The organism is Corynebacterium sp. KPL2895, assembly GCF_040225815.1.
Classification (GTDB): domain Bacteria; phylum Actinomycetota; class Actinomycetes; order Mycobacteriales; family Mycobacteriaceae; genus Corynebacterium; species Corynebacterium rhinophilum.
In genome coordinates, this window is record NZ_JBEHFY010000008.1 from 1 (window position 1) to 24,130 (window position 24,130).

General features: G+C 59.2%; 24 protein-coding genes. 6 read left to right on the plus strand and 18 right to left on the minus strand.

All coding sequences use genetic code 11. The features are described 5' to 3' along the window. Positions 1 to 135: 135 nt before the first annotated feature. Complete coding sequence (tyrS, locus tag ABRP95_RS04845; RefSeq protein ID WP_349839030.1) at positions 136 to 1,422, minus strand: tyrosine--tRNA ligase; 1,287 nt, start codon at positions 1,420 to 1,422, stop codon at positions 136 to 138. A gap of 70 nt (positions 1,423 to 1,492) precedes the next feature. Beyond that, positions 1,493 to 1,684, minus strand: coding sequence for a Trm112 family protein (locus ABRP95_RS04850; RefSeq protein WP_284850219.1), 192 nt, complete (start codon positions 1,682 to 1,684; stop codon positions 1,493 to 1,495). A gap of 244 nt (positions 1,685 to 1,928) precedes the next feature. On the opposite strand from ABRP95_RS04850, the gene thiC reads away from it, so the two are divergent. From thiC to ABRP95_RS04880, 6 genes are read left to right on the plus strand one after another with little or no spacing between them, the layout of a single operon-like run. Next, positions 1,929 to 3,860 (plus strand): phosphomethylpyrimidine synthase ThiC, encoded by a 1,932-nt coding sequence (gene thiC, locus ABRP95_RS04855; RefSeq protein ID WP_349839031.1) that lies wholly within the window; start codon positions 1,929 to 1,931, stop codon positions 3,858 to 3,860. Beyond that, positions 3,850 to 4,530: a thiamine phosphate synthase gene (locus ABRP95_RS04860; protein WP_349839032.1), complete on the plus strand. Its 681-nt coding sequence runs from the start codon at positions 3,850 to 3,852 to the stop codon at positions 4,528 to 4,530. The genes thiC and ABRP95_RS04860 overlap by 11 nt, the downstream gene beginning before the upstream one ends. Further along, positions 4,523 to 5,659, plus strand: a complete 1,137-nt coding sequence (gene thiO, locus ABRP95_RS04865; RefSeq protein ID WP_349839033.1) for a glycine oxidase ThiO — start codon at positions 4,523 to 4,525, stop codon at positions 5,657 to 5,659. Before ABRP95_RS04860 ends, thiO begins: the two co-directional genes overlap by 8 nt. A gap of 24 nt (positions 5,660 to 5,683) precedes the next feature. Next, the gene (thiS, locus tag ABRP95_RS04870; protein WP_349839034.1) at positions 5,684 to 5,887 is read left to right on the plus strand and encodes a sulfur carrier protein ThiS; all 204 of its coding nucleotides are present in this window, start codon (positions 5,684 to 5,686) and stop codon (positions 5,885 to 5,887) included. An 11-nt stretch (positions 5,888 to 5,898) separates the two neighbouring features. Beyond that, positions 5,899 to 6,681: a thiazole synthase gene (locus ABRP95_RS04875; RefSeq protein WP_349839035.1), complete on the plus strand. Its 783-nt coding sequence runs from the start codon at positions 5,899 to 5,901 to the stop codon at positions 6,679 to 6,681. Then, a complete protein-coding gene (locus tag ABRP95_RS04880) occupies positions 6,681 to 7,844 on the plus strand; it encodes a ThiF family adenylyltransferase (RefSeq protein ID WP_349839036.1) in 1,164 nt (387 codons plus the stop codon). Before ABRP95_RS04875 ends, ABRP95_RS04880 begins: the two co-directional genes overlap by 1 nt. Positions 7,845 to 7,895: 51 nt before the next feature. Here the strand turns inward: ABRP95_RS04880 and argH are convergent, their stop codons facing one another. The 16 genes from argH to ABRP95_RS04960 all read right to left on the minus strand — a co-directional run bounded on the left by argH (position 7,896) and on the right by ABRP95_RS04960 (position 24,089). Next, entirely contained in the window at positions 7,896 to 9,335 is a 1,440-nt protein-coding gene (gene argH / locus ABRP95_RS04885; RefSeq protein ID WP_349839037.1) for an argininosuccinate lyase, read from the minus strand. Between the two features lie 6 nt (positions 9,336 to 9,341). After that, complete coding sequence (locus tag ABRP95_RS04890; RefSeq protein ID WP_349839038.1) at positions 9,342 to 10,562, minus strand: argininosuccinate synthase; 1,221 nt, start codon at positions 10,560 to 10,562, stop codon at positions 9,342 to 9,344. A gap of 78 nt (positions 10,563 to 10,640) precedes the next feature. Beyond that, a complete protein-coding gene (locus tag ABRP95_RS04895) occupies positions 10,641 to 11,123 on the minus strand; it encodes an arginine repressor (protein ID WP_284770485.1) in 483 nt (160 codons plus the stop codon). A gap of 2 nt (positions 11,124 to 11,125) precedes the next feature. Next, positions 11,126 to 12,046 (minus strand): ornithine carbamoyltransferase, encoded by a 921-nt coding sequence (argF, locus tag ABRP95_RS04900; RefSeq protein ID WP_284850226.1) that lies wholly within the window; start codon positions 12,044 to 12,046, stop codon positions 11,126 to 11,128. Further along, complete coding sequence (locus ABRP95_RS04905) at positions 12,043 to 13,221, minus strand: acetylornithine transaminase (RefSeq protein ID WP_284850227.1); 1,179 nt, start codon at positions 13,219 to 13,221, stop codon at positions 12,043 to 12,045. The genes argF and ABRP95_RS04905 overlap by 4 nt, the downstream gene beginning before the upstream one ends. Continuing rightward, positions 13,218 to 14,153 (minus strand): acetylglutamate kinase, encoded by a 936-nt coding sequence (argB, locus tag ABRP95_RS04910; RefSeq protein WP_284850228.1) that lies wholly within the window; start codon positions 14,151 to 14,153, stop codon positions 13,218 to 13,220. Before argB ends, ABRP95_RS04905 begins: the two co-directional genes overlap by 4 nt. An 8-nt stretch (positions 14,154 to 14,161) precedes the next feature. Continuing rightward, on the minus strand, positions 14,162 to 15,331 hold the full coding sequence (argJ, locus tag ABRP95_RS04915; RefSeq protein ID WP_349839039.1) for a bifunctional glutamate N-acetyltransferase/amino-acid acetyltransferase ArgJ: 1,170 nt from the start codon (positions 15,329 to 15,331) through the stop codon (positions 14,162 to 14,164). A 28-nt stretch (positions 15,332 to 15,359) separates the two neighbouring features. Continuing rightward, positions 15,360 to 16,403: an N-acetyl-gamma-glutamyl-phosphate reductase gene (gene argC / locus ABRP95_RS04920; RefSeq protein WP_349839040.1), complete on the minus strand. Its 1,044-nt coding sequence runs from the start codon at positions 16,401 to 16,403 to the stop codon at positions 15,360 to 15,362. A gap of 203 nt (positions 16,404 to 16,606) precedes the next feature. Next, entirely contained in the window at positions 16,607 to 19,123 is a 2,517-nt protein-coding gene (gene pheT, locus ABRP95_RS04925) for a phenylalanine--tRNA ligase subunit beta (RefSeq protein WP_349839041.1), read from the minus strand. A 23-nt stretch (positions 19,124 to 19,146) separates the two neighbouring features. After that, entirely contained in the window at positions 19,147 to 20,193 is a 1,047-nt protein-coding gene (gene pheS, locus ABRP95_RS04930; RefSeq protein WP_284770492.1) for a phenylalanine--tRNA ligase subunit alpha, read from the minus strand. Between the two features lie 120 nt (positions 20,194 to 20,313). Then, positions 20,314 to 21,120, minus strand: coding sequence for a TrmH family RNA methyltransferase (locus ABRP95_RS04935; RefSeq protein ID WP_284853738.1), 807 nt, complete (start codon positions 21,118 to 21,120; stop codon positions 20,314 to 20,316). 95 nt (positions 21,121 to 21,215) lie between these two features. Then, a complete protein-coding gene (locus ABRP95_RS04940; protein WP_284850233.1) occupies positions 21,216 to 21,626 on the minus strand; it encodes a TM2 domain-containing protein in 411 nt (136 codons plus the stop codon). Between the two features lie 164 nt (positions 21,627 to 21,790). After that, positions 21,791 to 22,174 carry a 50S ribosomal protein L20 gene (gene rplT, locus ABRP95_RS04945; RefSeq protein ID WP_023017886.1) on the minus strand — a complete coding sequence of 128 codons (384 nt, stop codon included), beginning with the start codon at positions 22,172 to 22,174 and terminating at the stop codon, positions 21,791 to 21,793. A gap of 56 nt (positions 22,175 to 22,230) precedes the next feature. Further along, positions 22,231 to 22,425 carry a 50S ribosomal protein L35 gene (gene rpmI, locus ABRP95_RS04950; RefSeq protein ID WP_239269865.1) on the minus strand — a complete coding sequence of 65 codons (195 nt, stop codon included), beginning with the start codon at positions 22,423 to 22,425 and terminating at the stop codon, positions 22,231 to 22,233. Positions 22,426 to 22,460: 35 nt separating this feature from the next. Beyond that, entirely contained in the window at positions 22,461 to 22,982 is a 522-nt protein-coding gene (infC, locus tag ABRP95_RS04955) for a translation initiation factor IF-3 (RefSeq protein ID WP_081443661.1), read from the minus strand. Positions 22,983 to 23,252: 270 nt separating this feature from the next. Continuing rightward, entirely contained in the window at positions 23,253 to 24,089 is an 837-nt protein-coding gene (locus tag ABRP95_RS04960) for a serine hydrolase (protein ID WP_349839042.1), read from the minus strand. Positions 24,090 to 24,130 lie beyond the last annotated feature (41 nt).

Below are 24,130 nucleotides of genomic sequence, written 5' to 3' on the forward strand. Positions count from 1 at the left end.
CTAAAAAGTAACCAACCGGCTACCTCTCGGCGACTTGGATAAACCTACACCCCACTCCAAGAAACGCACAAATCCCCTGGCAAAAGCGTAAAACCGCAATTACCAAGGGATCAGTTAACAGCTAGGGCGCCATCACTAGGAAGGATTCACAACCCGTGCCCCGGCGAAACGCTTCTTGCCCTTACGCAACACCAGCCAAGAGCCATGCAGCAGGTCTTGGGAAGACGGGGACCACTCGATGTCCTCGATGCGCTGGTTATTCACGTACGCGCCACCTTCACCCACAGTGCGGCGCGCGGCACCCTTTGATTTCTCCAATCCCGACTCAACCAACAAGTCCAGGATGGTGGCCCGCGTGCTGACCTCAACCACCTCGGTTTCCTGCAACGCAGAAGACAGCGTGGACTCGTCCAGATCCTGCAGTTCTGCCCTGCCGAACAGTGCCTGGGAAGCCAGCTCCACTGCTTCGGTTGCCTGCGCGCCGTGCACCAAGGTGGTCATCTCCCGCGCCAACACGCGTTGCGCCTCACGCTTGTGGGGTTCCTGCTCTACCTTGCGCTCCAGCTCCGCGATCTCTTCTTGGTTTAGGAAGGTAAACCAACGCAGGTAATCGATAACAACGGCATCACCGGCATTGATGAAGTATTGGTACCAGGAGTACGGGCTGGTCAGCTCTGGATCTAGCCACAGTTTGCCGCCGCCGGTGGATTTGCCAAACTTATTGCCCTCGGCATCTGTCACCAGCGGTACCGTCAGGCCGTGCACCTTCGCACCGTTTACGCGGCGGTTGAGATCCACGCCGGAAACGATGTTGCCCCACTGGTCGCCACCGCCAATCTGCAGTACGCAGTCGTACTCGTTGTGCAGGTGCGCAAAGTCGTTAGCCTGCAGCAGCATGTAGGAAAACTCGGTGTAAGAAATACCGTCGGATTCCAAGCGCCGCTTAACGGTATCGCGGTCCAGCATGGTGTTGAGCGAGAAGTTCTTACCAATGTCGCGCAGGTATTCAATGACGTTGATCTGACTGGTCCAGTCGGCGTTATTGACCATCACTGCCGGGCTTGCAACCTCGCCCGAATCGGTGAAGTCCACGAAAGCCTCAAGTTGAGTCTTGATTGCCTGCATGTTCTCTGCGATCTGCTCTTCCGAGAGCATGGAGCGCTCGCCGACATCGCGCGGGTCACCAATCATTCCCGTCGCTCCACCGGCCAACGCGATTGGACGGTGACCGAATTGCTGAAAACGCTTCAGCATAATCAGCGGCACCAGGTGGCCCGCATGCAGCGAGCTGCCCGTCGGATCGAAACCGCAGTACAAGCTGATCGGGTTCTCTGTGGCTTCCTTCAGCGCCTCCAAGTCCGTGGACTGGTTGATCAGCCCGCGCCATTGCAGTTCGTCGATGATGTTCGTGGTGTTGCTCATACGAAGGTGTTCCCTTTGCTCCCTAATATTTGTTCTTTTTTGGGGTTATTTCTTTGCAGGGCGTGCGGTTCTACTTATCCGCAGCCAATGGGTGGTACTCGCCGGGCCAGTCCGTGGCCTCGTCGACCAGCAGCACCGGGATGCCATCCTGCACCGGATAGGCCTTGTTCAGCCTGGGGTTCACCAAATAGTCACCGTGATCCTCCAGCGGTTGCCTGTCGATTGGGCACACGAGGATCTCTAGGAGCTTCTGATCAATCATGCTGCTTAGTTTAGCCCCTGCCCCGGACATCTCACCGAGTGACTCCCTGGTGTTGCTTGCCGATGCCTCCTCGGTCAACCACCTAGCCCATAACTTCACTCTCTGGTGGTGTGCGTTACAGTGGAAGGTGCAACCGAACACGGGCGCTCGAGGTATCGAGCTGAGATCGCGCTGTATGCCCGCGCGAGTACCGCTAGAACCTGCCTGGTTAGAACCAGCGAAGGAAGAATGAGGAGAGTCAACTATGACGGATACGTCTACCCAACACACCCGTACCACCATTCCGAACGACGAGTACGGTGCGGAAATCCACCCGAAGCACAGCTTCGCCCCCATCGAAAAGCAGGTGGAATCCTTCGGCAAGACCTTCACCCTGCAGGTGCCGGAGACCGAGGTGCAGCTGGACGATTCCCCGACCGGCCCGAACGCACCGCAGAAGCTCTACCGCACCCGCGGTCCGTGGGCCGAGCCAACCGAAGGCCTAGAGGCCCTGCGCAGCGAGTGGATCGAAGCCCGCGGAGATGTGGAGGCCTACGAGGGGCGTCGTCGCAACTTGCTGGACGACGGTAACCGCGCCCTCAAGCGTGGCGAAGCCAGCGACGAGTGGAAGGGCGTCAGCCGCGAAACGCTGCGGGCCAAGGAAGGAAAGCGCGTCACCCAGATGCACTACGCCCGCCAGGGTGTTATCACCCCGGAGATGGAATACGTCGCACTGCGCGAGCACTGCGACGTAGAAAAGGTGCGCGAGCAGGTTGCCTCCGGTAAAGCGATCATCCCGAACAACATCAACCACCCGGAGTCCGAGCCGATGATCATCGGCAATGCCTTCAACACGAAGATCAACGCCAACATCGGTAACTCCGCCGTGACTTCCTCGATCCGCGAAGAGGTAGACAAGCTGCGCTGGGCTACCCGCTGGGGCGCAGATACCGTGATGGATCTATCCACCGGTAACGACATTCACACCACCCGCGAGTGGATCATGCGCAACTCTCCGGTGCCGATTGGTACCGTGCCGATCTACCAAGCACTCGAGAAGGTCGACGGCGTCGCCGAGGATCTGACCTGGGAAATCTTCCGCGATACCGTGATCGAGCAGTGTGAGCAGGGTGTGGACTACATGACGATCCACGCCGGCGTGCGCCTGCCCTTCGTGCCGCTGACCACCAAGCGCGTGACCGGCATCGTCTCCCGCGGCGGTTCCATCATGGCTGGCTGGTGCCTGGCACACCACAAGGAATCTTTCCTCTATGAGAACTTCGACGAGCTGTGCGAGATCTTCGCCAAATACGACGTCGCGTTCTCACTCGGTGATGGCTTACGCCCAGGTTCTATCGCCGACGCCAACGACGCAGCCCAGTTCGCCGAGCTAAAGACCATCGGCGAGCTGACCCACCGCGCGTGGGAATACGACGTGCAGGTGATGGTCGAAGGCCCGGGCCATGTGCCGCTAAACATGGTGCAGGTCAACAACGAAAAGGAGCAGGAATGGTGCGGCGGTGCACCGTTCTACACCCTGGGACCGCTGGTTACCGATATCGCTCCCGGCTACGACCACATTACCTCCGCCATCGGTGCGGCCAATATCGCCATGGGTGGTACCGCAATGCTGTGCTACGTCACCCCGAAGGAGCACCTCGGCCTGCCGAATAAGGACGACGTGAAGACCGGCGTGATCACCTACAAGGTCTCGGCGCACGCCGCGGACGTCGCCAAGGGCCACCCCGGCGCCCACGAATGGGACGATGCGATGAGCAAGGCGCGCTTCGAGTTCCGCTGGCACGACCAGTTCGCCCTGTCCCTGGATCCGGATACCGCTCAGTCCTACCACGACGAAACCCTGCCTGCGGAGCCGGCAAAGACCGCCCACTTCTGCTCGATGTGTGGACCCAAGTTCTGCTCCATGCGCATTAGCCAGGACATCCGCGACGCATTCGGCGAGAAGATCGATGAGGCTCTGGCCACCGACCACGAGCAATCGCTGGTCAAGGACCTCGGCTTGCCGGGCTTCGGCCGCCAGAGCGTGGACGAAGCGGGTGTCACTAATGCCGAAGGCGAAGAAGAAATGGCCGAAGAATTCCGCCGCGCGGGTTCCAAGCTGTACCTGAACCGCAGCGAGGCCAAGGAAGTAGCCGAGGACTTGGAAAAGGAAGCAGCCGCGTACAGTGAGCGCTAACCTACTGGACCTGCGGTGCTACCACGTCACGGGCGCACCGCAGGAAAAGGTCGTACAGGTTGCCGCGGCAGCAGCGGCAGGTGGTGCGGGCGTGATTCAAGTTCGCAGCAAGCCCATCAGCGTGCGCGATTTGACCGCCCTGGCCATCGACGTTGCCGCAGCAGTAGAAAAAGCCAATCCGGCAACGCGAGTGCTTATCGATGACCGAGTGGACGTAGCGGCCGCCCTGATGGGCGAACACCATATCCACGGCGTGCACATCGGCCAGGACGATCTGGACCCGCGCCTGGCGCGGCGAATCCTTGGCGAGGATGCGATCATCGGGCTGACTACGGGCACCCTCGAGCTCGTACAGGCTGCTAACGAATACGCCGATGTGATCGACTACATCGGAGCCGGCCCCTTCCGCCCCACGCCGACGAAGTCCTCCGGCCGCACCCCACTGGGATTGGAAGGTTATCCCCCACTCGTGAGTGCATCGGCAGTTCCGGTGGTGGCTATTGGAGACGTGCGGGCCACCGACGCAGAAGCACTGGCCAAAACCGGTGTGGCTGGAGTGGCGATTGTGCGTGCTTTTATGGACTCCGATGATCCAGCTGCGCTGGCAACCACGGTTGTCGATGCCTTCGATCGGGCAAATACGGCCCCAGCAAACGGTTCTCATGAATAATGCCGAGCACGCCATCATTGGAGCGGGAATCATCGGGCTGACCACCGCATTCGAGCTGCTGGAGGCGGGCGTGGACCCGCAGAAAATCCTAGTGGTAGATCCCCAGCCCATCAGCGGTGCCACATTCGTGGCCGGTGGCATGCTGGCTCCGGTTGCGGAGGTGCAATACCGGCAAGAACCGCTGTACCCGCTGATGGAGGCTTCGGGAGAGATGTTCCCTGACCTGCTGGCCAGGTTGGGGGCGAAAACCACCGCACCAACCGGGCACCGTAGTGAATCCACCTTGGTGGTGGGCGCCGACCGCGCCGATGGCGTGCACGTCCGCGAGCTTCTGGCGCTGCAGCAGAAACACGGCATGGATGCCCACGCGCTGCCACTACGGCAAGCCCGAAAGCTAGAACCGGGCCTAAGTCCCCAGCTGGCGGCCGCGGTGGAAATCCCGGGCGATCATCAAATCAACCCGCGCATGTTCAGCGCGTGCCTTTTGGAGTACCTACAGCGGGCGGGGGTTCGATTTATGTCCACTGCAGCAACGCGCATCGACGGGCAAAATGTGCAGCTTGCCGATGCCCGGGGACTCACCGCCGACATGATCTACCTCTGCAACGGGCTGGGGTCCAAGGAGGTGGACGGCTGGTTCGAGGGCGCCAATCCCCTGGCACTTCGGCCGGTGTACGGCGACATGTTGCGGCTGCGGGTACCGGAAGAACTAGTGCACACCAGCGGCGAACCGCTCACCCGAGTGGTGCGCGCATTCGTGGAGGACCGGCCGGTGTATGTCATCCCCCGCACCGATGGCACCATCGCCGTCGGGGCGACCAGCCGCGAAGACAACCGCAAGGGGCCCACCGTAGACGGTGTGTACACACTGCTGCGCGATGCCATCCGGGTGGTTCCTGGGCTGGAGGAATGCGAATTCATCGAAGCGATCGTTGGAGCCCGGCCTGGCACCCCCGATGACCTTCCCTACCTGGGCAAAGTTCGCGACGGGCTAGTGGTCTCTACCGGATACTTCCGCCACGGAATTCTGTTGTCCGCCTTCGGGGCTAAGGTAGGTGCCCAGTTGGGGCTAGGTACGTCCCCGGGGTTGGACATCTCGGCCTGCGATCCACTACGCCACGCCCGATAACCATAAAAGAAAGGAAAACTCACCATGGAATACACGGTTAATGGAGAACCCCGCAGCAGCGATAGGCACATCACCGTGACCGCCGTCGTAGAAGCAGAAACTGGCGATGCCGCGCCGAAAGGCGTGGCCGTAGCCGTCAATGGCGATGTCGTTCCAGCCAGCAACTGGTCTTATGAAGTCACCCACGGCGACGTGCTGGATATCCTCACCGCCGTGCAGGGCGGTTAGGAGCTTTAACCATGCTTTCTATCGCGGATAAACAATTCGATTCGCACCTAGTAATGGGAACCGGCGGTGCCAGCAGCCAGGCTATGTTGGAACAGTCCCTGGTTGCCAGCGGTACCGACCTCACCACGGTGGCCATGCGTCGGCACAGTGCCACAAGCTCCAGTGGGGATTCCATCTTCGAGCTCTTACAGCGGTTGAACATTGACGTACTGCCCAACACTGCTGGGTGCCGCACCGCCCGCGATGCCGTAACTACAGCCAAGCTAGCCCGCGAGGCGCTGGGCACCAATTGGGTGAAGGTCGAGGTTATCGCGGATGACCGCACACTTCTGCCGGACGTGGTGGAGCTCGTAGATGCGTGCGAGATGCTGGTTGCCGAAGGATTCGTGGTGTTGGCATATACGAGCGACGATCCGATCATCGCCAAGCGGCTAGAAGACGTCGGCGTGGATGCGGTGATGCCTTTGGGCTCGCCCATCGGCACGGGCCTGGGCATCCTGAATCCGCACAATATTGAGCTGATCTGTTCGCGTACCCACGTGCCCGTACTGCTGGATGCCGGTGTGGGCACGGCTTCCGATGCTGCACTGGCTATGGAGCTGGGCTGCGACGGCGTTCTCCTCGCCAGCGCTATCAACCGCTGCCAGGATCCCCTGGCAATGGCCACTGCAATGAAATACGCCGTGGAAGGCGGCCGGTTGGCCCGCCAAGCCGGCCGCATTCCAAAGCGACAGCACGCCGTAGCATCGTCATCGTTTGCAGGCTTGGCTAGCTGGGAAGACAAGGTCCTGTAATGAGCCAACTGCCCCGCGAAGAGTTGCACAGGGTTGCCCGCCAAACGCTGTTGCCTGGCTTCGGCATCGCCCAGCAAGAGGCGCTGCACTCCACCCACGTCTTCGTCATCGGCGCTGGTGGTTTGGGCTGTCCCCTGATGCAGCAGCTGGCTGCGGCCGGTGTTGGTGAGATCTCGGTGATCGACGACGACACGGTGGATTTAACCAATATCCACCGCCAGATTCTATTTGGCGCCCACGATGTGGGAAGGCCCAAGGTGGAGGTCGCAGCCGAAAAGCTTCAGCAACTGCAGCCCGGCATCGTGGTGCATGCGATTCGCGACCGACTTACTGCTGACAATGCCGTGGACTACCTCCGAGGGGTGGACATCCTGGTGGATGGTTCCGATACGTTTACCACCAAATTCCTAGCAGCCGATGCCGCGGAAATCACCGGCACCCCGCTGGTATGGGGCTCTGTGCTGCGTTTCCGTGGCGACTGCGCAGTGTGGTGGTCCGGGCCCGGCGCCGAGTCGGGCGTGGGCATGCGCGACCTCTATCCCCTGCAGCCCGACCCCGATTCCGTCCCGGATTGCGCCACCGCCGGCGTGCTGGGTGTGACCACCAGCGTGGTCGCGGGCCTGATGTCCACCGAGCTGATCCAGTTCGCAACGGGCATGAACCGCGAGCGGGTGGGCCTGCTAAGCATCTACAATGCACTAACCGCCTCCATCGACCACTTCCGCGTGCCCCGCGACCCAGCACGCGAACTAACCACCCAGCTGCAGCATGACTACGGTGGCGCTGCCTGTGCCGTGCCGGAGGCTGCTGATGTCGCTTCCGCGATGTTCGACGATCTGCGCGATGGCGCCGCGGCCATCGATGTGCGCGAAATCAGTGAAGCCGTAATTGATGATTTCTTTTTTGACTCCACCGCCAAGCATTACCACTTACCAACCTCCGTGTGGCTGGAAGATCCAGAGGCAGCGCGCAGCTTGCTCGATTCCCTGCAGGCCGAGGGGCTTAGCGAAGCGTGGGTGTACTGCGCCTCCGGCAAGCGCTCGGCCAGCTTCATCTCAGCTTTCGCCGAGGATGCCGAACGGCGCAGCATCACGTTGCACAACGTCGCAGGCGGCATAAAGGGCCAACCCGCAACGTCTCATGGAATGCCGTCCTCTCATTGATGAGGGCATTTTTATCTTCTAGATAAGCCAGGGGCCTTGTCTGTCGCCCCTCTAGTTCTGCGTGCGCACTGGCTTGGTGGCCCACTTACGCGCCGAGGCAGCATGTTCGCGGACGGTTTCGCGCTGCTCAGCAACGCGGACGCCGGCGGTCCCGCCCTTGGTTGTGCGGGAAGCGACCGCACCATCAATGGTCAGGACCTCACGCACCTCTGGGGTCAGCCGCTTGTCGACGCCCCTAAGTTCCTCGTCAGTGAGATCCACCAGGTCCACTCCCCGCTCTTCGGCGATGCGTACGCACGCGCCGGAAGCCTCGTGTGCTTCGCGGAAGGGCACGCCTTGGCGAACCATCCACTCGGCTAGGTCGGTGGCCAAGGTGAATCCGCGTGGCGCCAACTCGCGCATCCTGTCCTCATTAAAGGACAGGGTGGACACGAGCCCGGTCATCGATGGCAACAATAGGTTGAGCTGTGCCACCGAGTCCACAATGGGTTCTTTGTCCTCTTGCAGGTCGCGGTTATAAGCCAGCGGCTGTGCCTTGAGCGTGGATAGCAACCCAGTGAGATTGCCAATTAGGCGACCAGTCTTGCCGCGGGTAAGTTCCGGGATATCCGGGTTCTTCTTTTGCGGCATGATGGATGAGCCCGTAGACCACGCATCATCCAAGGTAACGTAGCCGTACTCCGGGGTACACCAGTAGATGATCTCTTCTGCCAGCCGGGACATGTCCACTGCGATCTGCGCCAGCACAAAGGCCGTTTCCGAGGCGAAATCGCGAGACGCGGTGCCATCCAGGGAGTTTTCCGCTGCGGAATCGAATCCGAGCTCTGTGGCGATGGCTTCTGGGTCAAGCTGCAGGGAGGAACCTGCGAGTGCGCCCGAGCCGTAGGGAGATACGGCTAGCCGCTTATCCAAGTCCTGCAGGCGCTGAATATCGCGCAGCAGCGGTTGGGCGTGACCCAATAATTCGTGCGCTAGCAAGATGGGCTGTGCGGCCTGGGAGTGCGTTTTACCAGGCATGATGGCTTCGGGGTGCGCTGCGGCTTGGTCCTCTAGGGCATCAACAAGCTCGGAGACCTGCAGGGCCGTATCGCGAATGGCATCGCGCACCCACATCCGAAAGAGCGTGGCAACTTGGTCATTGCGGGAACGTCCCGCGCGCAGGCGGCCGCCTACCTCAGGCCCGACGATGTCGATGAGGCCACGCTCCATGGCGCCGTGCACGTCTTCATCGGTGGGTGCTGGCACAAATTCGCCCGAAGCTACCTTCTCCCCGAGCTCGGTGAGCCCGGAAAGCATGGTGTCGAGGTCGGCATCGGAAAGCAGCCCTGCCTTGTGCAGCACCTTGGCATGCGCCTTCGAGGCGAGTACGTCGTAAGGGGCAAGCACCCAGTCAAAATGGGTCGAAACCGAGAGAGCGAACATTGCTTCGGAAGGGCCGCCGGAGAACCGGCCGCCCCAAAGCGCGCCTTCGTTAGTCTTGTGTGGTTCCATCAGTGCCTATTTTTCTGCGCTGGTGGGGAAACCACCCTCGCGGTCACGCTGGTTGGAAATCTGGGTGGACAAGCCGTGCAACTGGACAAAGCCCTTTGCAGCGGTCTGGTCGAAGGTATCGCCGGTGTCGTAGGTAGCCAAATCGAAGGAATACAGCGACTGTCCGGAGCGGCGGCCGGTGACGGTCGCGGTACCTGCGTGCAGGCTCAGGCGGATATCGCCGGTGACGTTCTCCTGGGACTCCTCGATGAAGGCATCCAGAGAACGCTTGAGCGGCGAGTGCCACAGGCCGTCGTAAACCTCCTCGGACCACCGTGCATCCGTCAGGCGCTTGTAGCGTGCCAGCTCGCGCTCCACGGTGACATCCTCCAGCGCCTCGTGGGCCTGGATGAGCACCATGGCGCCCGGTGCCTCGTAGACCTCGCGGGACTTAATGCCCACCAACCGGTCCTCTACCATGTCCAGGCGGCCAATGCCCTGGGCGCCAGCGCGGCGGTTGACCTCTTCGATGACCTGCAGCGGGGTCAGCTTCTTGCCATCGACCGCAACCGGAACGCCCTTCTCAAAGGAAATGATGATTTCATCCGGAGCATTGCCCAGGCCCGGGTCTTCCGTATATGCGTAGAGATCCTTTGTCGGCGGGTTCCACAAATCCTCCAGGAAGCCGGTTTCTACCGCACGGCCCCACAGGTTCTGGTCGATGGAAAATGGCGAGGCCGCCGATTGCTCAATGGGCAGGTTAATCTCTTCTGCAAAATCGATGGCCTTATCGCGGGTCCATGCATAATCGCGCGCTGGGGCGACGATCTCTAGCGATGGATCCTGGGCGCGGAAGGACAGCTCAAAGCGCACCTGGTCATTGCCCTTACCGGTACAACCGTGAGAAACGTGCGTTCCACCGTGCTCCTGCGCTGCCTTCACGAGGTGCTTGGTAATAAGCGGGCGGGAAATGGCAGATACCAGCGGGTACTGCTTCATGTACATGCCATTCGCCTTAATGGTGGGCACGCAGTATTGCTCCGCAAACTCATCTTTGGTATCGATAACGATGGACTCCACCGCACCGCAATCGAGCGCGCGCTGGCGTACGGACTCCATATCCTCGCCGCCCTGACCCAAGTCAAGGGAGACGGCGACAACGTCGCCGCCGGTCATCTTTGCCAGGTATGGAATGGCTACCGAGGTATCGAGGCCACCGGAATAGGCCAAGACTACGCGTGCAGACATGCTAAGACTCCTTCAATAATTGAAAAAAATTCGGTTAGTTAAATAATATACGAGCGGGTGCGAGAATGCCACTATTCTTTAAATCTTCTGCGCCTTCAGCCTTTCCGCCAATTCCGCACCGGTAACCCCCTCGCGTGCCAGCACAAAGATGGTGTCATCACCGGCGATGCACCCCACTACATCGTGCAGGCCCACGCGATCGATAAAGCTGGCGAGGTACTGCGCTGCTCCCGCCGGCGTGCGCAACATCGCGATATTCATCGAAGAATCGTGGGAGACCACCAATTCATCCAACATGCGCCGCAGCTTCTCGCGCGGTCCGCCCACCTGATCTTCGAATTGTTCCAGCTCGCCCGCGACCATATAGTACGAGCGCCCACCGTCTCGCTTGACCTTCTTCGCTCCCAGCTCATCAAGATCCCGCGACAGCGTGGCCTGCGTGATATCGATGCCTTCTGCCAACAAGAGCTCCGATAATTGCACCTGGCTCGTGACGCGATTGCGATCCAAAATTTCCAAGATCTTTGCCTGCCGGGCAGTTCGAGTGCTCGGGGTGCTCATCGCTAACGGTTCTCCTTATTAATATCGAGCAGCCACACCAGCAGTGCCTTTTGGGCATGCAGGCGGTTTTCCGCCTCATCGAATACTCGGGATTGCGGCCCGTCGATGACCTCTGCGGTCACCTCGTTGCCACGATAGGCCGGCAGGCAGTGCAAGAAAATCGCGTCCTGCTTTGCCTTTGCCATCACATCTTTAGAGACCTGATAGGGCAAAAACGGAGTGCGCCTATCCTGCCCATCGTTTTCCTGGCCCATAGACACCCAGGTATCCGTTATGACTACATCGGCGCCGGCTACTTCCGCAACGTCATCGGTAACCGTGACGTTGCCGCGCTGCCGTGCGCGCTCGACAAATTCGGGACGAGGCTGGAACCCTTCCGGCGAAATGATGGAAATATCCATGCCAGCGGTAGCAAAGCCAAGCATATAAGAATTGGCCATATTATTATTGCCATCCCCAAGGTAGACCGCCTTGCGGCCAGCAAGATCGCCAAAGTTTTCCCGGCAGGTCAGAAGATCGGCCAAGATTTGGCAGGGATGCAGGTCATCGGAAAGAGCATTGACCAACGGAACCGTGGATGTCTCCGCCATCTGTTCCAGGTTGTCGTGGGCATAGGTGCGCCAGACGATGGCCTCCACGTAGCGGGACAAGACCGCGCCCGTATCCTGGTAGGACTCGCCCTTGCCCATCTGTGTGCCCGAAGAATCAACGGTAATGGCGCTGCCGCCCATATGCGCAATTCCGGTTTCAAAAGAAAAGCGGGTGCGCGTAGATGTCTTATCAAAGAGGACGGCTACCGTCTTTGGTCCCTCCAGAGGGCGCCGCGCAAACGGATCGGCCTTGAGCTTAACCGCGAGATCGAGGACTTCTTTTTGTTCCTCCGGGCTGAGGTCATCATCGGCTAAGAAATGGCGCAAGTTCATACTAATTCCTCCACAACGGTGCGTAGCTTTTCTAGGGCAATATCAATTTCCTGCTGGGAAATGACCAGTGGCGGGGTAAGGCGCAAGACGTTCTCGCTCGGCGCATTGAGGATAATCCCCTGCTCAAATCCACGCTTGACGGCCTCGCGAGCCACCGGTGCATTTAATACAACACCTAGCATAAGACCGCGGCCGCGCACGTCGCTGACCCCGGAAATCTTCTTGACTTGCTGCGTTAAATCCTCGCCCTTTGCGCAGACCTCATTCAAGAATTTCTCATCGAGGGCATCAAGGACAACATTGGCCGCGGCACACGCCACGGGGTTTCCGCCAAAGGTGGTCCCGTGGGAACCTGGCTGGAACAGATCTTTGGCGCGCCCGCGGGTGATGGTGGCGCCGATGGGCAGTCCGGCGCCCAGCCCCTTGGCCATGGTGATGACATCGGGGGAAATATCTTCGAGCTCGTGGGCAAAGAACTGCCCCGTGCGCCCTGCTCCGGCTTGGACCTCATCGACGATCAGCAAAATGCCGTGTTCATCGCATAAATCAGAAACCGCCCGCATAAACCCGGCAGGGGCAGGAATGACTCCGGTCTCGCCCTGAATAGGCTCGAAGATAATGGCGGCGGTATCCGCGGCATCTTGCTCCACCAACTGGCGCAGGTAGTCGATATCGCCGTAAGGGTAAAATTCCACGCCGCTAGGCAGTGGACGGAATGCCTTTTGCTTATCGGGCTGCCCAGTCATGGCCAAAGAGCCCATCGTGCGCCCGTGAAAACCATGGTGCGCAGCAAGGATACGCCGCCTACCCGTGAGCCGTGCGAGCTTGAATGCCGCCTCGTTAGCCTCTGAGCCGGAGTTGCAGAAAAATACGCGCGCGTCGCTATCGCCTACCCGCTCAATCAGCTTTGCCCCGGCGTCGAGCACGGGTTGGGTGGCAAAAAGATTGGAGGTATGCACAAGGGTGCGGCTTTGCTTGGCAACAGCATCTGCTACCTCCGCATTGCCATAGCCCAAGGAATTCACGGCGATGCCGGCCAGCAGGTCAATGTAGGTTTTCCCGTTTTCATCGGTAAGCGTGGACCCCTCCCCGGAGACCAGCCCGAGTGGCGGCTGGCCATAGGTATTGGCCAGCGTTTCTGACCACCGGCCGGTTAATGTTTCTTGCGTGCTCATGCGATATCGTCCTTCCTGAACACTGTGCCTTCGGGATAATCGTGCTTTTCGTAATCATCGGGCAGGACCATCGTTCCAATGCCGCCTGGGGTTAAAAGCTCAAGGAGCACGGAATGGCCTATTCGGCCGTCGATAACGTGCGCGGCGGATACTCCGCCCTGCACGGCATTGAGACAGGATTCCATTTTGGGAATCATGCCGGAGCTCAGGCCGGGAAGCAGTCCGCTAAGCTCATCGCTTTCGATTTTGGAGACTAGGGAGTCTTTATTCGGCCAGTCGGTATAAAGGCCTTCCACGTTGGTCAAGATGACAAGGCGTTCTGCTCCCAGTGCGCTCGCTAGCGCACCCGCGGCGCTATCGGCGTTGATGTTATACACCTCGCCATCGGTTCCTGGCGCGATAGTTGAGACCACCGGGATGCGGCCAGCTTCGATGATGTCATTGACGGCTGCCGGGTTGACCTCCACGATATCGCCCACCATCCCGATATCGGTTGCTTCCCCTTCTACGTCCACAAACCGCTTGGTGGCGCGGAAAAGCCCAGCGTCTTCGCCACTTGTGCCCACGGCGTAGGGCCCGTGCGAGTTAATGAGATTCACCAATCCGCGGCCGACTTGGCCAAAAAGGACCATCCGCACCACGTCCATGATTTCGGGCGAGGTGACGCGGAAACCGCCCTTAAATTCGCCTTCGATGCCGAGCTTATCCAGCATGGAATTGATCTGCGGGCCACCGCCGTGGACGACAACGGGCTTTGCTCCGATGGTGCGCAGAAACACCATATCCGCCGCAAAGGCTTCCTTGAGTTCCTCATCCACCATGGCGTTGCCACCATACTTGACGACGACGATTTTATCGCGGAAGTGTTGCAGCCACGGCAGGGCTTCAGCCAGCACCGTAGCGCGTTCTTGATTATTCAGTCCGGGAAACATTTCTCCTCCTAGGAGCTATACGCCGAATTGATCTCAACGTAGGAGTAGGACAGGTCCGTAGTGCGAACGAACGCCGTGCCCTCGCCACCCGCACCGAGATCCACGCGGACATCGATATCCGCTCCGCTCAAGTCCACATCGCGGGCTCCAGGCGCGCCCGTCGAGTGCACACATACCGGCTGGTCATTGAAGTAGACGGAGATATTGTCTGGGTCCATGTCTGCATCTGCCATGCCGACGGCGGCCAGTACCCTGCCCCAGTTGGGATCGGAGCCGAACATGGCGCACTTGAATAAATTATCCCGGCCCAGGGTGCGAGCGGCATTGAGCGCCTGCTCATCAGAGCCCGTGCCTTCGACGGTGATCTTTACGCGCTTTGTCACTCCCTCAGCATCGGCTTGAAGCTGATCTGCAATATCCGCGCAGACCTCTAGGATTGCCTGGTCCAACTCTTCTTCGCTGGGCTGCACGCCGGAGGCCCCAGAAGCCATGACGATCACGGTGTCATTGGTAGAGGTTGAACCGTCCACATCCAAGGTATTAAAAGTCTGTGCGCAGGCCTTTTCCAGCGAGCTTCGCAGGATCGCCGCGTCAGCGACGGCATCAGTAGTAATGCACACCAACATCGTGGCCAGCGAAGGCGCCATCATGCCAACGCCCTTGCCCATAGCGCCCACGGACCATCCATCGCCAGCAAAACCGGATTCCTTGGGAACGGTGTCCGTGGTCATAATGGCTGTAGCTGCGTCATTGCCGTGCTGTGGAGTCGTACCCGCGTGGTTTATGACATCCGCGATGCCTGCAAGCGCATTGTCCATAGGTAGCGGCTCACCGATGAGCCCGGTAGAACAAATGGCAATATCCTTCACGGCAATATCCGTGCTATGAGATACGGCGTCCACCATGGCGCGCGCATCGGCATCGCCTTGCGCGCCATTGCACGCATTGGCATTGCCGGAGTTGATGACTACGGCACGCAACTGGCCATCCGCTACGGCCTCGCGGGAGACCTTAACGGGGGAAGCCACCACGCGGTTGCGCGTGAACACCGCCGCCGCGTCCGAGCGAGGGCCCTCGTTTACAAGCAAAGCCAAATCCGCTTTTCCGGAGGGCTTGATTCCGGCCTTTACCGCGCCGGCGCTAAATCCGGCGGGTCCTGTGATTCCTGGTGTAGTCATCAAATTCTCCTCTAAGTAATGCGCAGCCCTACGGGGCGACTGCGGCTTGGGGCAATCCCAAAGTTTCTGTCCATCCCAGCGCAAGGTTCATACATTGCACGGCGGCACCGGCGGTACCCTTGCACAAATTGTCTAGCGCCGCGGTGATGATGAGGCGGTGGGAATTTTCATCAACATGGGCTTGGATATGCACCATGTTTGTGCCCACCACGTTCTGGGTTTCCGGTTGCTGGCCTTCTGGCAGCACGAGGCAGAAAGGTTCATCGGCATAGAATTCCTCGAATGCGGTGCGCACCTGCTGCTTGCCGATACCCCCTTTCAACTCCGCCGTAATCGTCGCCAGAATCCCACGGGGCATGGGCGCAAGCACCGGGGTAAAACTCACGGACACCTCATCGTGGGAAAACGGTTGCAGGTTCTGCACGATTTCCGGGGTATGCCGATGGGTGCCGCCTGGTTTATAGGCCTTGACGTTTCCCATGGTCTCTGCGCCCAATTGCGCGACGGAAGCCTTCTTTCCCGCTCCGGAGACGCCGGTAACAGCAATCACGGAAAGGGTGGATTCCACTAGCCCTCGCGCAATAGCGGGCAGTGCCCCCAGGGTAATGGCCGTGGGGAAACATCCGGGCACGGCTACCCGGTTTGTGCCTTTAAGGTTTGACCTGTTTTCCGGGATTTCCGGGATACCGTACGGCCACTGCCCCGCATAGTTCCCGCCGTAATAGGCTTTCCAATCGCTTTCCTTACGGAGCCGAAAGTCGGCGGCGCAATCGATGATCGTGACCTCATCGCCCAATTGCTCCGCGAGCCGCGCCGAGTGTCCATGCGGCAAGCCCAAAAAGACGACGTCGTGTCCTGCAAGTTCTTCGGGCGTGGTGTCAGCAATGACGCGATCTGCCAGTTGTGGAAGATGCGGCATAATTTCTGCGACGCGCTGGCCTACTTGGGAATTTCCCGTCAAGGAACCAATGCGCAGGTCACCGGAGTGATAGGCAGGGTGGGATAGCAACAGGCGCAAAATCTCTCCGCCGGCGTACCCTGTGGCCCCTGCCACTGCTACTGAAATCGTCATACCCGGAACTATAGCAAGAAATACGCTCCGCTGTATGTTATTCAGTGAATCGGGTTACTTTTCCGAGGTCAAAGGGCATGAAAGTAATTAGTACATTGCATGAAAACGCAGAACGGCGAAGGCCCAGCGCCCAAGTGGCTTTTGCGCCACCGAGCTCAGGATCTCCGCCGTTTAATGCAAAGGGCTGGACTACTGGGTCTGCCCTATGCTCGCATTTCTGCGCCGAAGCGCTGCTTGGCCAATTCGGCTGCCGTCGTGCGGTGCTCGTTGACCTCCTCATCGGTCAAGGTACGGTCCGCAGCGCGGAATTGCAGCTGGAAGGCCAAGGACTTCTTTCCTTCACCCAATTGCTCGCCGCGGAAGATATCAAAAAGGTCGACCGACTCGATGAGATCGCCGGCTCCCTCTTCCACCGTGGCGCGCACCTTTTCCGCTGGGATATCTTCATCCACCACCAGCGCGATGTCTTGGTGTAAGGCTGGGAATGCCGACAATACCGGCGCCGGGAAGTGTTCAGTCAGCGGCAAGGCCGTGATATTAAGCTCCATCGCGCACGTGCGCGGCGGCAAGCTGAGCGCCTCAAGAACCTGGGGGTGCAATTCGCCGGCGTAGCCCACGATGTCATCTGTTCCTGCCACCTTGATTGCGGCACACCGGCCTGGGTGCCACGGCAGGTGTTGCGCGGCCTCGACCTCGATATCAAGGCCCGCGGCGCGAGCAACCAGACGTGCGGATTCAATGGCATCCGCATAGGTGTAATCGCGGCCTTCGCCCCACGGGCCCTCGTGTTCCATCTTGCCCGTAGCGACGGTTGCCACGTGCAAGGGCTGCTCCGGAAGCGTGCGCAGGAGTTCTTCCACAACTTCATCGCCAGGGCGCTGGGCTACGGAGGGCATAGGAGACGATTCTGCGCGCTTGAATGCCACCTGCTGGAGGCCATAGAGCGCCAGATCCTTGCGGCCGCGAGCTACGTTGCGGCCCAAAGCCTCAAGCGTTGCGGGAAGCAAGGTCGTGGCCAAGATGGCTTTGTCAGACTCCAACGGGTTCTGCACTGCCACGGTATTGCGACGGGCATCGTCGGCGGCAAGGCCCCACACATCAAAGGTGTCGTTCGCGATAAACGGCGTGGGCAATACCTCTGCGTAACCGGCGTAGGCCAAACCGTGGCCGATGGCGCGGCGACGCTTTTGCGCTGGGGTCAAACCGCGACCGCCTGCCGGCGTGGGCAGAACGGTGGGGATATCTTCCAAGCCTTCAAGGCGCAAGACCTCCTCGATGAGGTCAACGTCCATGGAAATATCGGTGCGCCAGGTCGCGGGTGTGACTTTAAGTACCGAATCCGATTCTGCTTCGACGGAGCAACCGACCTCTTCTAGGCGGGAGATAACGGTCTCGCGGGAGTACTCCACGCCGGCGTATTCGCTCGCCTTTTCCGCACGCAAATGGATGGCCTGTGGCTGAGTTACCTCACCGACGAGGGTGCGACCCTTTTCAATCGTTCCGCCCGCGATGGAGTGCAACAATGCACACGCTATGTCGAGGGCCACCTCGACGATAGCCGGATCGACGCCGCGCTCAAACCGGCGCGATGCCTCAGAAGAAAGCTTGTGTCGGCGAGAGGTACGAGCCACGGTGATGGGATCCCAGATTGCGGACTCGAAGTAGACATCGGTGGTCTGGTCAGAAATCTCTGAACTCGTACCGCCCATAACGCCGGCTAGGGATTGAATGCCGTTGTCATCACAGATGACCACGTCTTCACCAGAAAGTTCGCGAGTGACGTGATCGAGGGTCTCGAACTTCTCGCCTTCTTGTGCATTGCGCACCGTAAGGTCGCCCGCGATTTCATTGGCATCGAAGGCATGCATCGGGGCGCCCAAAAGCAACATGACGTAGTTGGTCACATCCGTTGCCACATTGACGCTGCGCTGGCCGGACAGCATGAGTTCGCGTTCCATCCAAAAAGGAGTGCGTGCCTGCGGATCGATGCCGCTTACCTTGCGCACGCCAAATCGCTGCGCCTTGGTTTCCTCGCGGAGATCGATATTGAGAAGCGATCCTTCGGCCGCTGGCACAGCAGAGGTATCGATTCCGGCGACCGCTGGATCGTCGGCGACGTCCTTAAACTCCAGATCAAAGGCAGAGGCGATCTCGCGGCTTAAGCCACGCGCAGATAGTGCGTAGCCGCGGTCTGGGGTGATATTGACGTCAAAGTCGGTATCGGACAGACCGATGATTGGACGAGCATCTTCGCCCACCATGTCCGCGACCTCATCACCAAGCACGATGATGCCGTTTGCCTGCGCGCCAAAGCCCAGCTCCGCAGCGGAGCACATCATGCCGTTGGAGATGTGATCATAAGTTTCGCGCGCAGCGATTTTGAAGCCACCGGGCAACTCTGCGCCCGGCAGGGAAACTACGACATAGTCGTGCAACCGGAAGTTGCGCGCACCGCAGATAATGCCCTGCAATTCACCGGTGCCATTGGCCTGGCCGACATTGACCTGGCAGTACCGAATGGGCTTTTTGAACTGCGTGAGCTCTTCAATTTCTACAACCTGGCCAATGACCAATGGACCAGTAGTCTCAGGGATAGGCTCATATCCTTCGGTTTCAAAGCCCACACGGACGAAACCGGAATCCATATCGGCAGCAGACACGCTCCAGTTCGGATTGGAAGCGCCAAGGATACGGGTAACCCAGTCTTGGGAAATAAGCATGATGTATCTATCCTTTCTGGGTTTTAAGCCTGTACGCCAAAGGGCAGGGTGAATCGGACATCGCCTTCAACCATGTCGCGCATATCGGTCAGTCCATTGCGGAATTGCAGGGTGCGCTCTAGGCCCATGCCGAAGGCAAAACCCGTATATTCTTCCGGATCAACACCTACCGCGCGCAGCACGTTGGGATTGACCATTCCGCAACCGCCCCATTCGATCCAGCCGGCGCCGCCCTTTTTATTGGGGAACCAGACATCTACCTCGGCAGAAGGCTCCGTAAAGGGGAAATAATTAACGCGCATGCGCGTCGTGGTTTCGGGGCCGAAGAGCACCTTGGCCAAGTGCTCGAGCGTTCCGCGCAGGTGAGCCATGGTCAGGCCCTTATCCACGGCGAGGCCCTCCACCTGGTGGAATACCGGGGTGTGAGTAGCGTCCAGCTCGTCCGTACGGAAAACGCGCCCCGGGCAGGCGATGTACAGGGGCACATCGCGCTCGAGCATCGTGCGCACCTGAACAGGCGAGGTGTGCGTGCGCAGAACCTGCTTGGAGCCTTCCTTGCCCACATGGAACGTATCCTGCAGGGTGCGCGCTGGGTGATCCGGCTTGAAGTTCAGGGCATCGAAGTTAAAGTACTCTGCTTCGATTTCTGGACCATCGGCGATTTCCCACCCCATGCCAACGAAAATATCGGCGATGCGCTCCGATAAGGAGGTAATGGGGTGCAGTGCACCTGTTTGCGCTCGAGTCGTAGGAATCGTCACGTCGACGGTTTCGGCCTTTAGCTGGGCCTCGCGCGCCTGCTGCTCCAATTCCTCCTTGACCTGCGCAAAACGCTTTTCCATCTTGCCGCGGGCCATATTCACGGCCTTGCCGGCGGATTTGCGCTGATCCTTAGGGATTTGGCCGAGGGATTGGCGGGCTTGCGGGATATACCCGTTATCGCCTAAGTGCTCGCGGCGGGCAGCGGTGAGATCCTCTAGCGTCTCTGCTGCTTCGAAGGCTGCGATAGCCTTATCGGCCGCGGCCCCGAGGGCCTGTTCGGTCAATTCGATCTGCGGTGTATCGGACACGTACTTCGTACCTTCTTCTCGCGCGAAAACTAACGCGTGCAATCTTACTCTGTCACCGGGACACGGACAGCCCCAGGGACCCCTTTTTCATTCTCTACCGCGACCAAGCGCGCATGCGGCCTAGTCGTGGTCCTGTGCCTTGGCGGACTCGTACAAACAAATGCTGGCCGCAGTGGCAAGGTTGAGTGACTCCGCGCGCCCCCGCAACGGGATACGTACCCGCATATCGGCCTCTTCAAGCAGCTCGCCCAGTCCGTGGGCTTCATTGCCAAAGAGCCAGGCGGTGGGTTGGGTGAGGTCGGCATCGGCAAGCTCTACTTCCCCATCCGCGGCCGTGGCGACAATTTGCATGCCAGACCGGCGCAGCTGCCCCAGTACGTCTTTGATATTTGGATCGCGCGCGACCGGGACGTGGAATAGGGAGCCGGCCGAAGCGCGGGCGACCTTGCTACCTAAGGGATCCACGGTCTCGCCAGCGAAAATGACGCCATCAGCGCCCATCGCATCCGAAGTCCTAATCAACGTCCCCGCGTTCCCGGGCTCCGAGGTAAGCACCGGCACCGAAATCAAATTCGGTTTACCATTGAGAATCTTTCCTGCAGACCACAAGACCGAGGAACTGCACAGGGCAAAAATTCCCGTAGTTGTCGCGGTATCGGCCAGGTGCTTTGCGGCCTTGTCCGTAATGGGGTGGACGTAAACATCCATATACCCGCAGGCCGTGACGATGTCCGCGAAGCGCTCCGCGGCCTTTTCCGTCACGAATACATCCGTGGCCGCACCCGTAGACACCGCTGCGTCCACGGCGTTTTCGCCCTCGATAATGAACTGCTTCGCCTTCTTACGGCTAGCAGCTCGGTGCAATTTCGCCGCGTTGACGATGCGCGGAGTGCGTTCAGTAAAGGCGGAATCAAAGTCTAAATTCATAGGCTCTACCCTACCGTGGTCCCATTACTGGCCGTGTCGCACCTTAGGCATGACAAAACCCTGCCAGAAATCCGGCAGGGCCTTGGCGCAATCGATTATTTCTGAAGGGGAACTCCGCGCGCGTCCTTGTCATAATCACCCGCACCAAGAAGAATCATGAAGAACTCAACGAGTACCCAGATTCCCAGCACGGCCCAGAAGAGGATGCCCAACAGAAACCAGAAGGTAAACCAGCCGATGATATTGAGCGATAACTGCACAATGGCATAGGTGGTGCGGCCGGTGTAGAAGTTATGCGCACCGACGCTGCCCAAGAAGAAGCACAGGAGCAAGGTAGCAACCCAAGACTTCTGGTTACCTGCAGCTACATATTGTTGCTGCGGATAGCCCTGCGGCGCATAACCACCGGATTGGAAATCCTGGGAGTAATACGGCTGATTCTGGCCAGGGAATTGGTTGGAACCAGAGTTTCCTTCTGGTTGCTCACGGTTATACGGGCTCGTCATAGCTTGGCGGTCTCCTTGCGAATACTGACTTTATAGACTCATTAATCTAGCACACAGCGCGCATGTCTTTGGCGAGCATCAGGCGTTGAGATAGCACGAAACCCACCCCACGCCGGGGATTAACCGGTGATGGGGTGGGCAAGCAGCTATGTAGCTGAGAAGGCTTACGCAGCCTTCGGTGCGTTGACGTCCTCAGGCAGGGCAGCCTTGGCGGTCTCGCACAGTGCGGAGAAAGCCTCGAAGTCGTTGACGGCAAGCTCGGCGAGGATCTTGCGGTCTACCTCGATCTCAGCCAAGCGCAGGCCGTGGATGAGGCGGTTGTAGGTGATATCGTTCATGCGGGCAGCAGCGTTGATGCGCTGGATCCACAGCTTACGGAACTCAGACTTACGCGCGCGACGGTCGCGGTAAGCGTAAGTCATAGAGTGCAGCCACTGTTCCTTGGCCTTACGGTACAGGCGGGAACGCTGGCCACGGTAGCCCTTGGCGGACTTCAGGATCGCGCGACGCTTCTTCTTTGCGTTAACTGAGCGCTTTACTCGTGCCACAGTAATACTTCCTTAAATTCTGATTGAGATGGTGGATGTGGGTTGATTGGGCGCTTTTAGGCGCGACCGAGCAGGCGCTTGACGCGCTTGGTGTCCGGCTGGGAGACGGACTCGGTGCCCTTGAGGCGACGGGTGCGCTTGGAAGGCTTGCCCTCCAGCAAGTGGCGGCGGTTTGCCTGCTCGCGGCGCAGCTTGCCGGAACCGGTCACCTTGATGCGCTTTGCGGTGCCCTTGTGGGTCTTCTGCTTCATGAGTATAAGTCCTTAAATCCTACGTGGAATATGGTTTACTTTTTGCCCTTACGAACCGGACCCAAAACCATGGTCATATTGCGACCATCCTGCTTGGGGCGGGACTCAACTACGCCAACCTCAGCGACGTCATCGGCCAACCGCTCCAAAAGCCGGAAACCCAGCTCCGGTCGCGATTGCTCGCGGCCGCGGAACATGATGGTCACCTTGACCTTGGATCCCTTTTCCAGGAAGCGAACTACGTTACTCTTCTTGGTCTCATAATCGTGATCGTCGATCTTCGGACGGAACTTCTGTTCCTTCACCACGGTCTGCTGCTGGTTCTTACGAGATTCGCGAGCCTTTTGGGCCTGCTCATACTTGAACTTGCCGTAGTCCATGATTTTGGCAACTGGGGGCTTAGCCTTAGGAGCTACCTCGACCAAATCCAGGTCAGCTTCATAGGCAAGCTTGCGGGCATCATCGGTGCGGACGATACCCACCTGTTCACCACCGGGGCCGACAAGACGGACCTCGGGTACTCGGATACGCTCATTAATGCGAGCTTCAGCGCTGATTGTGGTTCTCCTCGATTAGGGTTTTGGGTAATGAGTTCACCTACCGTGGACCACAAACGAATCTAACCCGGTCTGCCAAAGACAGCCGGGAGATCTCACAGAGCCAGACACGAACGTCTGGTTACCTTTACCGTTATCCAACGAACTTTAAGTTCGCGGCATCGGGTGGGAGAATCTCCGCTTGTGACCCAGGTTCCTGCAAAAGGTACCTTGGGCGGTAGTGGGTATGACACTAGCAGCCCGCTACCACTTAAAGCAAACCGCGGTGAGCTAAGCATCCTCGCAGGTGGAATCGGGCTCTAGTTTTTCATCCTCAATGGCTTTGTCGATGACCTTGAGGACGTCATCGGCAAGATGATCGATCGCGGCGGAGCCACTTTCATAATCCTCGCCTTCGACGATGACGCTTAGGGCTACTCCTACCCTTTTGCCGTCCTTTTCATGCACGCCGAATTGGCGAAAAGTGTAGTCATCGCTATTTTCATCGAGCCCCCAGCCGCTTTTTGCCCGGGTGCTTGCATGTTTGGATAGGCCAACATTTTGCCATTCCACGATGTCATTTAATACTTCATGGACGTATTCGGCTTCCTTGATGCAGGGCAATTGCGCGCCGAAATTCGCCTGCTCCTGCAATGGCCAGGTGGAGTAGCCAAAAGCATCGGCTTCAATGGAGGCCTTCGAGTCGTGCTCACGCAAGAGCTTTTCCACCGCCTCCGAGGCCACGCCTTCTTCCCACTGCACCTGCGACCACAATGCGTACGCGGCATCATTATCGGATTCTTTGATGGCCAGATCCACCAAGGATGGATCGGCGCCGTCTTGCAGCGCCGTAATGGCAATGGGCACTTTGATGGTGGACCAAGCCGGTCCATCGCCTGTGTCTCCCGCAGAAATTTTTTCTTCGCCGGCGGAGATGGCCACTCCGACCTGGGCGTCATAGTCCTTGGACAACGACTCAACGGCGCGGCCCAGATCTTTGGTGAGCGCCGCATCGGCTTTAGCGCTCACGCTTGCCGATGCCCCTTCCCCCACCGTATCCGCCGCCTGCTCGGGGGACGAGCACGCCGCCACGGCAGCAAGCGATACCGTCGCGAGTATCGCTCCCATTCTCCGCCGTAGATTCATTCCTCACAGACTAGCCCATGTTT